The following is an 11,595-nucleotide window of genomic DNA, read 5'->3' as shown; positions in this document are numbered from 1 at the left end:
CCGCTCTCTCCGCTTCGCGCTACCCTGCGAGGATAAGCGCGCCATTCCTCCCGATCGGGGATGGCCGGCCGGCGCACGCGAGTGCGCCGGCACGACACGGTGCCGGAGCCGCGCTTCCGCAGCGGCGCCGGGCTCCCCCCGGTTGCCGGGGAAACTGGCCCCGCGCGCGTCCGGTGGGTATCCCCATTTGTGGGGTGAGCTTCGTCCGAAGAGTGCGGCTCAGCGCGATGGAATGTCGGTCAAAGTCCGCGCGACGAGGCTCGCGTCGGTCATCGCGAGCAGCCGCCCCGCGCCCGCCACCTCGACGAATCCGGCGCCGGGCAGAACCGCCTGCCAATAGGCGCGCACGTCGGCGGGATCGTGCAGCGCGTCATGTTCGCCGATCAATATCGTCCAGCGCTTGTGCCGGGGGCGCGGCGCCGGGCGCGTCGCGGTTGCAAGGGCGATCTGCTCGTTGACATAGCCCGCGACGCGTCCGGTCGCGAACATGCGAACCGCGCGGTAATAGTCGATGCGGATCCGGGGGTCGCGAAGCGCGTCGAGATCGGGCGGGCTTCCCGCGAAGGATCGTTCCATCATCCGCGCCACGCGCTCCTGCGTCAGGTGCGCCGAGATCATGCGGACCATCAGCGCGACGAGGCGCGGGTTGCGGAAATAGGCTTCCTTGACCGCGCCCATCGGCCCCCAGCGGCGGCCGGTCTCTTCGGTATGGGGGTCGGGGTTGACCAAGACCACCCGGTCGAGCAGCGCCGGGTCCGTGTCCGCGAGCGCGAGCACATGCTGCGCCCCGCCGCGCGCGACCACGTCCAGCGACGTGATCTTGAGCTTGTGGCAGACCGACAGGACATCCCGCGCGGCGGCTGCGAACGGATCGTGCCTGCCCGGCTCCATGCCGGGAAGCGGATCCGACATGCCGAACCCGGGACGGTCGATCGCGATCGGTCGTCCGCCCGCTGCCTGCAGCGCCGCCACCAGCGCGCGGCTCACCGGCCGCGAGGTCATGCTGCTGTGCACCACGAGAACCGGCTTGCCCGATGCCGGCCCATAGTCGCTCCACGCGATGCGCGTGCCGTCGGGGCGCGGCATCAGGCGGAGCGGCTCGGCGTGATCGTGCGCGAGCGCGACCTGGCCCTGCGTCGCGGCCGTCGTGCAGGACAGCGCCTGCGCCTCGATCACCGCGCGCGCCAAGGCCGCGGCGCTGGAAACGCCGAGGCACCCATAGGTGCGATCGAGCTCCTTCTTTGCCGTCGCGCGCGAGATTCCGAGCCGCTGCGCCGCAACGTCGCGCGACAGGCCTTCCGCGATCAACGTGGCGAGCGCCGCCTGGCGGGGCGAAAGCCCCCAGATATCCTCGAGCAGGCCGGCGGCCGACCCTTCGGGCAGCACGCCGAAGGCGAGCGAGGCGAGGCTGGCGACCAGCGCCGGGAGCCGATCGACGCCGACGCGACGCATCGCTTCGGACAGGGCCTCGCGCGCGGTGTCGTAGGAGATGTCGAGCTGCGCCGCCGCCTGCTTGATCGTGCCGCACCGGATGGTTGCCATGGCGACGCGGGTCTGCAGCCCGGTCAGGCCGAAACTCTCGCATGCGGCCTTTAGCGGGGTGGCGCGGAGGCTGGTGATCGTCGCGAGCACCACGACGTGACCGCTGGCACGCTCGGCGCGATCCCGAATCTCCGCCGGGAGGATCCACGAAGCCGCCTGCAGCCCCGCGCCATAGGCGAAGATCACCGGATCGAGCCCGCCGTCGATCGATTCGATCGCGACCGGAGCGACACGGGTCTGCCCGGTTCGGAGAACTTGGCTGACGAGCGCCGCATCGACATAGCGCTCGGCCTTCTCGGCGACGAAAACCGGACTTGCCGCGACGATCCGGCCCGAGCCGTCGACAAGTGCCGCCGCGAGGCTGTCGGGGCTGAGGAGCGGATAGGTCCGCATTTTCTGCGACTCCAGATCTCGCTGAAAGTCGAGTTCGATCGAATCCGCCGCGGTGCGGGCGATCTCGGTCATGGCTTCCGAATTGTCGAGCCACCGCTGCATCGTGCTGTGGAACCCGGCCGGAACGGAATCATCCACCGGTGCCGAATTTTCGATTTCGCCCGTTGAACGGTGGGGGCCTGACGACATGCCGGTAAACTCTTCGGAGCGAACGGAATTACGGAGTGAGGATACACCAGCTTGGCCCGGCATCCAGCTGTCCGCAAGCTATCCGAGCGCGGAGACGCGCGAATTGTCAGCGACGAGAGGCGTCCCCGGCCCGCCGGCAGCCTTTCGCACGGACGGCAGGCGCCCCGGATGACTCAGTACCGGGCGCGGAGCACCGCGAAAAGGCTCCGCCCCGGCTCTGGAAAGCCGTCGGTCAGCACATAGTTTGCATCGAACAGATTGCGCGCGCCGATCCCCAATGTGACCTGCGGCAGGACCGCATAATCGATGCGAAGCCCCGCGCTCACATAACTGCCGGTATCATAATAGACCGGCGTCAGCCCGTTCGCCGAAGCGGGCGTGACCGTGGTGCGGTCGGACGCGAACTCGACGCTGGGCGCGACTTCCAGCGCAACGACCGGCTTCCACGAGGCATAGGCGAAGCCTTTGTGATCGGGCACGTCGGTCAGCCGGAACGGTCGGATCAGGCTGCCGGTGGGGGCTGCACCGACATCGAAGCTGCGATGGATGTAGCTGTAGTTGAGGCCGATCGCGAAGGTCGATGTCAGTTCGGCGTCAAGCGACAGCTCGCCGCCATAATAGTCGGCCGAGCCATAATTCTCGCGACGGTTGAGATTGGCCGGCGTGCGCACCGACACCAATGCGTCTTCGAGCTTGCTGTAGAAGATCGCCGCGGTCGCGCGGACCGGGCCGAAGCGATGCGCGCCGCCGAGCTCGAAATTGGTAGCGCGCTCGGGCTTGAGATCGGGATTGGCCTGCGCCGTGCCGAACTGGCTGCTGAACCGCTCGAACAGCGTCGGGAAGCGCGCACGCGACGAAATGGTGAAATGCGCCGCGGTGCCGTCGGCACCCGTCCAGTCCAGCCGGCCCTGCGCGTTCCAGGCATCGGCATTGCGCAGCGGATAGCTGTAGAGCCGGTTGGCACCGGTCTGGCCCAGCGGCACGCCATATTCCTCCGCGGCGTCGAGATCGCGCCAGTCATAGCTCGCGCCGAGCGTCAGGCTGAGCGCGCTCGAAAAGGCGAACCGGTTCTCGGCGGCGATGCTCCATGTCCGCTCGATGCTGGTCTGCACCGGTTCGGGCACGCTGGTGGTGAGCCCGGGCCGGCTGGTCTGCGCTTCCCTGTGCTCGTCGCGACGATAGTGGAAGGCGAGGCTGAAACGGTTGGCGGGCGTCAGCGCCACCGCCAGCTCGGCCGAGCCGCCATAGGCGTTGTCGTCATAGGGGCTGTCGAACGCGCGGTTCAGCACCTGCGTGGTCTGGGTGCGGTCGTCGAACGAGCGCAGCAGATTGTCGAGCTTGTTGTAATAGGCGCGCGTCTTCAGCGTCGCCTTGTCGTCCAGCGCAGTGGTCGACAGGAAATAGACGCTCTCGATGTTCCAGAAGGGCCATGCCCAGTTGCGCAGCGAAACATTGCTGGTGTCGGTCAGGTGCAACGGCGCGTTCTTCGAGCCCTCCTGCCGGGTATAGCTGATCGCATATTCGTCGGTGGCGTTGGGGGTGAAGCCGAACTTGGCGTTAACCCGCCAGTCCTCGGTGCGGCTGAAATCGCGCGCGCCGCCATTCTCGTTCACCGTCGGCGCGAAATCGCCCGACAAGTCCCAATGGTCCTGAAAATTGCGGGCATAGCTCGCCTGCGCGTACCAATTGTCGTGCCGCGTCCCGATCAGCCCGAACACCGAATAGCCGTTGTAGCCGGCGTCGCGGCCCAGGTTCAGCACGCCGCGCGCTTCCGCTTCGAATGGCTGGGTCGGCTTGCGCGTGACGAGATTGACCGCGCCGCCCATCGCGCCCGGCCCGTCGAGCACCGAGGCATAGCCCTTGGCGATCTGGATTTCGGCGATGTCGGGGGTGAGGAAACGACCATAATCTAGCCGGTTGTCGGCTGGCAGATAGACGCGGATGCCGTCGATCGAGAGCGGCACCTGAAACCGATCGAACCCGCGCACGAACAGCAGCCGCTCGTTGCGCGAGCCGCCGCTGTTGCCGGCGGTCACGCCGGGGATGAGGTTCGCGGCATCGTCGAGCGTGTTGCGGTTGAACCTCTCGATCGCCGCCTGACCCAGCGTGTCCGCGCCGATCGCGATGCCGTCGGGACGCTGGCCGGTGACGACGATCTGGCCGAGGCCGAAGCTGCCGTCCTGTTCGGCGCCGCCGGCCGGGGCGGCGGTGTCCTGCGCAAAGGCCGGCGTCGACAGCAGCGCCGCGGCGCTCGCCGTGGCGAACAGGATCTTGCGCATATTGATAACCCCCATCGCTGCGGCGTTGTCGCCGGCATTTCGAGGCGCCGTATATGGAAAGATATAGTGAGCTGTATATAGCTGAATATCGTACATCGATCGGGAGATTCGGATGAAGTGGGTGATGGCCGGTACAGCGGCGGCGCTGTTGATGGCGGGCCCGGCGCTGGCGCAGCACGCCCAGCCCGATTGCGCCGCGGATGCGGTTCCCTTGCCCCCCGAGCTTGCCGGCTGGCTGGCGAGAGGCGCGCTCTCGGCTGCGATCGACACCCTCACTCTCCGCGCTGCCACCGTCCAGCCCGGTCGGGCGGTGGACCTTGCGCTCGTGCCCACCCCGAGCGTCCGCTACGCTCTGCGCCCCGAGCGCCCGGGGGGCTCGGTGAGCCATGGCGGGATGGTCGGCTTCACGGTCGAGCGCGCGGGAACCTATCGCGTGGCGATCGGCTCGGCGGCATGGATCGATCTGGTGCAGGGCGGCAAGGCGCTAGCCTCGGTCGGCCATGGCCCGGGGCCCGCCTGTTCGGGCATCCGCAAGATGGTTGACTTCGCGCTGGAGCCCGGCAGCTATGTGCTCCAGATCGCCGGCAACGGAGCGCCGACCTTGCCGGTGCTGGTCACGCGGCTGCCCTGACCGGGCGATGACGATCGCGCGATCGATCTGGCTGGTCGCCGCCGGCCTGTTGCTCGTCGCAGCGGCAGCCGGGCGGGCGGGCTGGGCGTGGCCGGAGGACCGACCGACACCCCGCATTCCCGCCGGTAATGCAATGTCGGCCGCCAAGGTCGAGCTTGGTCGACGGCTGTTCTACGATGCCGATCTGTCGATCGACGGCAGCATGTCGTGCGCAACTTGCCATGTGCAGCGGCACGGCTTCGCCGACAGCACCGCAACCCATCCCGGTGTCCATGGCGATCCGGGACGGCGGAATGCGCCGGGGCTGGCAAATCTGGCATGGGCGAAAAGCCTGACCTGGGCCGACCCGCGCGTGACGACGCTGGAAGCGCAGGTCCTGATCCCGCTGACCGGCACCACGCCGGTCGAGATGGGCATGCGCGGCAAGGAAGCGGACATCGCGAACCGGCTCGGTCACGACAGCGCTATGTCCGCATGTTCCGCGATGCCTTTCCCGAAAGCGAAGGTCGGATCGACATCGCGGCGGTTGCCAGGGCGCTGGCGGCGTTCCAGCGCACGATGATCTCGAACCGCGCGCCTTATGATCGCTGGCGCGCAGGAGAGGGGCGCGCGCTCAGCGAGCAGCAGCGCATCGGTGCTCGTGCCTTCCGCAGAGCATGCGCGTCGTGCCATTCGGGTCCGGACCTGAGCGACGGCGGCTTTCACGCGATCGCGCCCGCCTCGCGAGATCACGGGCTCGGCGAGGTTACGGGCCGGCGGGCGGACGACGGGCGTTTCCGAACGCCGCCGCTGCGCAATGTCGCGCTCACCGCACCCTATTTGCACGACGGCAGCGCGCAGACGCTCGGCGAAGCAACCGACAGCCACGGGGCTATCGCGTCGGGCCTCGGCGCCGAGCACCGCATCGCGATAGTGGCATTTCTCGGCGCTCTCACGGATCGCGCCTTCATCGGCGATCCGCGTTACGCGCTGCCGCAATCTGCCTGCGGCGTGGCGCTGTGAGCAGGCTCGGGGCGGAGCAATGCCGTGAGCTGCGCGAGCGGGGCGCCCGTCACCGCCTCGTCCAGATTGCGCTCGATCCCGCGATAGAGGCGCAACACTTCCTCGCCGCACCCCGTGAGCCGCGCGCCGCGGTTGCTCGCGCCTCCGGGGACGGTCTCGACGAGCTTCTCAGCCCAGCAACGGTTCATCGCGTCGACCAAGAGCCATGTGCGCCGGTAGCTCATTCCCATCGCCTTGCCCGCACGTGAGATCGAGCCCTCACGCCGGATCGCCTCGAGCAGATCGGCTTTGCCCGGTCCCATCGCGATCTCGTCACCGCAATAGATCTGCGCCTTGAGCTTCAGGGGCCCGATCAGCATGCCTGTTTGCCGATCACGATGTCGCTGGCCCGCACGCACGCGACGCCCTCGTCGCCCGCGCGAGACCAGGCCCGGCGATCGCCTTCCCGGTGACGCACGAGGTCACGACATTGCCCCGCCGATGTCGCGCCCGACGGCACCCTTCACGGCGCCGCGCGTGACCGAAAGGACGATGCCTGCAATGTGGTTTCGCGCGCTGATCTTCATGCCGACCGATCTCTTCGCCGGCGTTTATCACGGCATCGTCGAATGTTGAACGGCGTGGCGAAGATTCAGCTCGGGGGCGTTTGATAGATACGCGGCGCGCCGGCGCGAACGTGAAAGAGATAGTTCGCGTTTCGTGTTACAGCAGGCGCGATCCCGATTGTCTAAGCAATACGGGCGAGTGTGCGTCCCGGCAGCAAGGCGGGTCCGAATGGACGAGGAGGGGGTACGTGAGTGGTTCTGTCGAGAGGTGCTGCCTCTCGAAGGGCTGCTGCTGCGCTTCATCCGGCGCAACTGGCCCGTCGCCGACGACGCGGTGGATATCGCCCACGATGTCTACGAACGGGTCATTGGCGCCGCGCGCAGCGGCATTCCGCACAACCCGCGCCAGTATCTTTTGACCGTCGCCCGCAATCAACTGATCAACCGGGCCAAGCGCGCGCGCATCGTTTCGTTCGATCTGGTTGCCGACCTCGAGACGGTGTCGATCGACGTGGACCTGTTCGAGACCGAGCGGCGGCTTCACGCGCGGGACGCGCTACGGCGCGTGCAAGCCGGGATCGACAAGCTGTCGCCGCGCATTCGCGAGATCGTGCTCCTGCGCAAGATCGAAGGTCTGGACGTCAGGGAAACGTCGGAACGGCTGGGCATCGGCAGGGACGCCGTCAATCACCAGCTGGCAATGGGCATGAAGGCGCTGGCTGACCACATGCTGGGCGGCGCAGGGAAGATCGTGCGACGCAGATATGCGGGTCGGCGCAGCAATGGGGACGAAGCGTGAGCCGGGCGCGCGCCGCCCGAGATGCCGCCGCCGAGTGGCTCATCGCGCGCGATCAGGACGGCTGGTCTGCCGACGATCAGGCCGCGCTCGATGCGTGGCTGGACCAATCGGATATGAACAAGGCCGCGTTCTGGCGGCTCGAGCATAGCTGGAAAGAGGCTGATCGCATCGGCGCGCTTCGCCCGGCGACGCCGCCGGTTCGGCAGGAGAGCGGGGGCTCCACCCGAAAATGGTGGCCCATCGCCCTTCCGCTGGCAGCGTCGATCGCCCTGGCGCTGGGCCTCGGTGTCCCGGGGGTCTTGCCGGTCGGTTCTCCGCGATCAGCGCCCGCGCCGGCGGTCGCTGTCACAAAGGTGGGGGGGCACCGCCTGATCGGTCTGGCGGATGGAAGCAAGGTGGAGTTGAATACGGACACGCGTCTGCGCACGCTGGTGGACCGGGGGCTCCGCTCCGTGTGGCTCGATCAGGGCGAGGCTTTTTTCGAGGTCGCGCATCGCGACGGCCAGCCATTCGTGGTGCATGCCGGCCCGCGCGAGGTCACTGTGCTTGGCACCAAATTCTCGGTACGGCGCGAAGGTGGAAAGGTCACCGTCTCCGTGCTCGAAGGGCGGGTGCGCGTCGACGACGTCGAACCCGGCGGCTCGGCGCGTTCGACCATCATCACCGCCGGCGACATCGCATTGAGCGAAGGGACCGCGACGTTGGTGACGACGGGCTCGAAGGAGCGCGTCGGCGATGTCCTGTCGTGGCGACAAGGCATGCTGAGCTTCGACCAGGAGCAGCTCTCGCGGATTGCCGCGGAATTCAATCGCTACAACAACAAGAAGATCGTAATCGAGGACCCGGAAGCTGCCAATATCCGCATAGGTGGGACCTTTCCCGCCTTCAAACCCGGCGCTTTCGCGCGACTGCTGCGCGATGCCTATGGGCTGGAGATCGAAGAGACGCCGGACGCGGTGAAAATAACGCGGTGAAGATTACAGCATTTCGCTCGATGCTTGTCTTTATTCCCCAGACGGATCGCTAATGGAGCGGCCGCACGATTGGGGGATGAGGATGAAGTTCACCGCTTTTGCTGCGGCGTTGGCCGCAAGCACGTCTGTTGTTGCGGTAGCTGCACCTGCACAGGCAGGGGAACGCGAATTCAGCATCCCGGCCGGAAGCCTCAAGACCGCCCTCGACACCTTCGGCCGCCAGTCCGGACGCCCGCTCATCTACCGCGCGGAAGATGTTCGCGGCGTGACCACCGCCGGCTATCGCGGCGCCGCCACGCCAGAGGTGGCGCTGAAGGCGCTTCTGCATGGCACCGGCTTTGGCAGCCGCACGGGCGAGGCTGGCGCGATCGCGATCGTCCCGGTGGGAAACGGTCCTCTCGGCGAGGCGGGCGGCGCTCCCCAGACGGGCATGAACGACCCTGAGGGGGAGATGCAGGCCGCCGAGGACGTCGTCGTCACTGGCTTCCGCTCGAGCGTGAGCCGCGCGCTCGACCTCAAGCGCCGGGAAGCGGGGGTTGTCGACACCATTCTTGCCGAGGACATCGGCAAGTTTCCCGACGCCAACCTCGCCGAATCCATGCAGCGCGTGCCTGGCGTGGCGTTGATCCGCGGAGACGGCGGCGAAGGGCGCGCGATCACGGTCCGCGGCCTCGGCCCGATCTTCACGCGCACGCGCATCAACGGGATGGAAGCCAATAGCGGCATATCGGGTTCCGACGTCCAGGGGACCAGCGGACGCAGCCGTGGCTTCGACTTCAACGTCTTCGCGTCCGAGATCTTTCAGAACCTGACCGTCCGGAAAACCTACTCGGCCGATACGTCCGATGGCTCGCTGGGCGCTACCGTGGATCTGCGGTCGCCGCGTCCGCTCGACTATGGCCGGGACTTCGTCCTCGCCGGTTCGGCGAAGGTCATCTACAGCGACCTCAACAAGGACGCCGGGCCGCGTTTGGCCGGGTTGGTCTCGAAGCAGTTCGCCGATGGCACGCTCGGTGTGCTCCTCTCCGGCGCCTATACCCAGCGCAAGACGCGCGAAGAAGGATATTCGCCCGCCGCAATCCTGCCCGCGCTGGTCGATGGCGGCTTCTGCAGCCCGCTCGGCTACGCGCCGCAGAATCCGGCGAACGATCCGGTGAAGGGTACCGATGCCGCCAACTGCGCCACCGGCGTGCCGCGCACCGGGTCGGTAGCGGCGTACGATGCGGTGGTCGCAGGCGGCGGCTTTCACCCGCGCTTTCCGCGCTACATGCGCAGCGACCAGGACTATGAGAGATTGGGCCTGACCGGATCGCTGCAATGGAAGCCGAGCGAGCGGACCAACATTTCGTTCGATGCCCTTTACGCCCGCTATGGCATGGAGCGGTTCGACGAGTTCATGGGCGCGCTCGCCACCGGTCGGGGCGTGGGCAACAATGGCAAGCCGCACGTCTCGATCGTCGATGCGGTGGTCTCGCCGGACAAGACCGTCCAGTACGCGCTGTACAACGGCGTGGACGTATCCTCGTGGACGACACGGGATCTCTACGCCTCCACGTTCAAGCAGCTGGCGCTCACCGTCGAGCATGCGTTTAGCGACTGGCTGAAGGTAGACGGCTATGCCGGCATCGGCCGTACCAACATGGACGAGCCCTACCGGGTGGACCTGCGGCTCGACCGGGTGAACAGCAACGGCTTTTCGTACGATTTCCGCGATGGCGGCAGGATTCCCGTCATCGACTTCGGCTTCGATATCACCAACCCGGCAAACTTCAGCTTCGGCCCGGCGCTGGCGGACGGCACCGTGCGGGGCACCTACAGCGCGCGCAAGGTTTTCACGCAGTTCGAGAACGAGCAATATGCGCTGAACGCGCTGATCAAGCTCGATCCCGCCCTGAGCATCCGCGTGGGCGGCGAGTATCGCGTCAACAACTTCACGAGCCGCGAGCTTCAGCGGGCGGCCTCGATCTCGAGCTTCACGCCGACGATCCCGGCAGGCACCACCCTGGCCGATGTGACCAAGCTGGTCAGCGGCTTCGGCAAGGGGCTGCGTGACGGGTTGCCGACGGCGTGGATCAAGGCCGATCACGCCAAGTTCGCGAAGCTGTTCGATCTGGACAGCAATACCGGCAACTTTGCCTTTAGCGGCCCCGAGACCGGCACGGCGCTCGGCGGCAATTTCTCGGTCGATGAGTCTGTGAAGGGTCTCTATGCGCAGGCCGAGTTCAACCTGGGTTCCGCGCTGCCGATCCGCGGCAACGCCGGCATTCGCTACGTCAGTACCGATCAGACCTCATTCGGTTATGTGACGCTGCCGGTGGCGGTGAACGGCCGCACCTATGCCCCGGTGACGATCGATCGGACCTACGACGATTGGCTGTGGTCGGTGAATCTGACCGGCGACCTGACGCGCAATCTCTTGCTGCGCGTCGCGGCGTCGAAAGTGATCGCGCGGCCCGATCTCGGCCAGCTCTCGCCGAGCGGCGGCTTCAATCCGACGATCCGGAGCGTTTCGGTGGGCAACGCCATGCTCGAGCCGATCCGCGCGACGACCGCTGACCTGTCCGCGGAGTGGTATTTCGCGCCGGGCAGCATCCTGTCGGTCGGGTATTTCTACAAGGACATCGACACCTATATCCAGACATTGCAGCGGCTGATCCCCTTCACCGAGACGGGCTTGCCGGGAGAGTTGCTGCAAGGGTCGCAGGCGACGCCCGCCGACTTGTTCACCGTCACCAATCTCGCCAACACCAAGGGCGGGCCGATCCATGGCATCGAGGTGAACTATCAGCAGCAATTCCGCTTCCTGCCGGGCTTTCTGACCAACACCGGCATCCTGCTGAACTATACGCATGTCACTTCCGACATCGAATATATCCTCAACGCGACTACCGGCGCCACGACCAAGCGGCCGCTCGCCGGCATGTCGAAGAATCAGGCGAACGCGACGCTGTTCTACGAGGACAGCAAGTTCAGCATCCGAGGTTCCGCGGCCTATCGCTCGGACTTCATCCGCGCGGTCCCGTCGGGCAACACGCTGAGCGATATCGATACGGTCGAAGGCACGGTCTATATCGACATGTCGGCCTCCTACGCGATCGCCGACCAGTTCAAGCTGACCTTCGAAGCGTCGAACCTCACCGACGAGCATCAGACAATCCTCGTCGACTCGGTGCGCCAGGACACGCTGTACGACAGCCATTTCGGCCGGACCTTCACCTTCGGAATCTCCTTCCGATACTGA

Annotated in this window: 8 protein-coding genes and 1 pseudogene; 6 read left to right on the top strand and 3 right to left on the bottom strand. The window is 66.7% G+C overall.

Annotation, left to right across the window (positions count from 1 at the left end; all coding sequences use genetic code 11):
- Positions 1-219: 219 nt before the first annotated feature.
- Positions 220-2,073 carry a bifunctional helix-turn-helix transcriptional regulator/alpha/beta hydrolase gene (locus E5A74_RS06460; protein ID WP_135983441.1) on the bottom strand — a complete coding sequence of 618 codons (1,854 nt, stop codon included), beginning with the start codon at positions 2,071-2,073 and terminating at the stop codon, positions 220-222.
- Between the two features lie 224 nt (positions 2,074-2,297).
- Positions 2,298-4,403: a TonB-dependent receptor plug domain-containing protein gene (locus tag E5A74_RS06455; RefSeq protein ID WP_135983440.1), complete on the bottom strand. Its 2,106-nt coding sequence runs from the start codon at positions 4,401-4,403 to the stop codon at positions 2,298-2,300.
- Positions 4,404-4,515: 112 nt separating this feature from the next.
- Here E5A74_RS06455 and E5A74_RS06450 point away from each other — a divergent pair, with 112 nt between their 5' ends.
- The 3 genes and pseudogenes from E5A74_RS06450 (at position 4,516) to E5A74_RS21215 (ending at position 6,036) form a co-directional block, all read left to right on the top strand.
- Positions 4,516-5,034 carry a homogentisate 1,2-dioxygenase gene (locus E5A74_RS06450; RefSeq protein ID WP_240699696.1) on the top strand — a complete coding sequence of 173 codons (519 nt, stop codon included), beginning with the start codon at positions 4,516-4,518 and terminating at the stop codon, positions 5,032-5,034.
- A pseudogene (locus tag E5A74_RS21220) lies at positions 4,970-5,577 on the top strand (cytochrome-c peroxidase); the annotation flags it as partial. The gene E5A74_RS06450 and the pseudogene E5A74_RS21220, both read left to right, overlap by 65 nt.
- Before the next feature lie 15 nt (positions 5,578-5,592).
- A complete protein-coding gene (locus tag E5A74_RS21215; RefSeq protein ID WP_420822492.1) occupies positions 5,593-6,036 on the top strand; it encodes a cytochrome-c peroxidase in 444 nt (147 codons plus the stop codon).
- Here E5A74_RS21215 and E5A74_RS06440 read toward each other — a convergent pair.
- Entirely contained in the window at positions 5,997-6,395 is a 399-nt protein-coding gene (locus E5A74_RS06440; protein ID WP_135983439.1) for a winged helix-turn-helix domain-containing protein, read from the bottom strand. The genes E5A74_RS21215 and E5A74_RS06440 overlap by 40 nt on opposite strands.
- 415 nt (positions 6,396-6,810) lie before the next feature.
- On the opposite strand from E5A74_RS06440, the gene E5A74_RS06430 reads away from it, so the two are divergent.
- The 3 genes from E5A74_RS06430 (at position 6,811) to E5A74_RS06420 (ending at position 11,595) form a co-directional block, all read left to right on the top strand.
- Positions 6,811-7,380 (top strand): RNA polymerase sigma factor, encoded by a 570-nt coding sequence (locus E5A74_RS06430; RefSeq protein WP_135983438.1) that lies wholly within the window; start codon positions 6,811-6,813, stop codon positions 7,378-7,380.
- Complete coding sequence (locus E5A74_RS06425) at positions 7,377-8,354, top strand: FecR family protein (protein WP_135983437.1); 978 nt, start codon at positions 7,377-7,379, stop codon at positions 8,352-8,354. Before E5A74_RS06430 ends, E5A74_RS06425 begins: the two co-directional genes overlap by 4 nt.
- 82 nt (positions 8,355-8,436) lie before the next feature.
- Positions 8,437-11,595 (top strand): TonB-dependent receptor, encoded by a 3,159-nt coding sequence (locus E5A74_RS06420; protein WP_166745677.1) that lies wholly within the window; start codon positions 8,437-8,439, stop codon positions 11,593-11,595.

The organism is Sphingomonas naasensis (genome assembly GCF_004792695.1).
Classification (GTDB): domain Bacteria; phylum Pseudomonadota; class Alphaproteobacteria; order Sphingomonadales; family Sphingomonadaceae; genus Sphingomonas; species Sphingomonas naasensis.
This window is presented reverse-complemented; position numbering and strand designations above follow the sequence as displayed.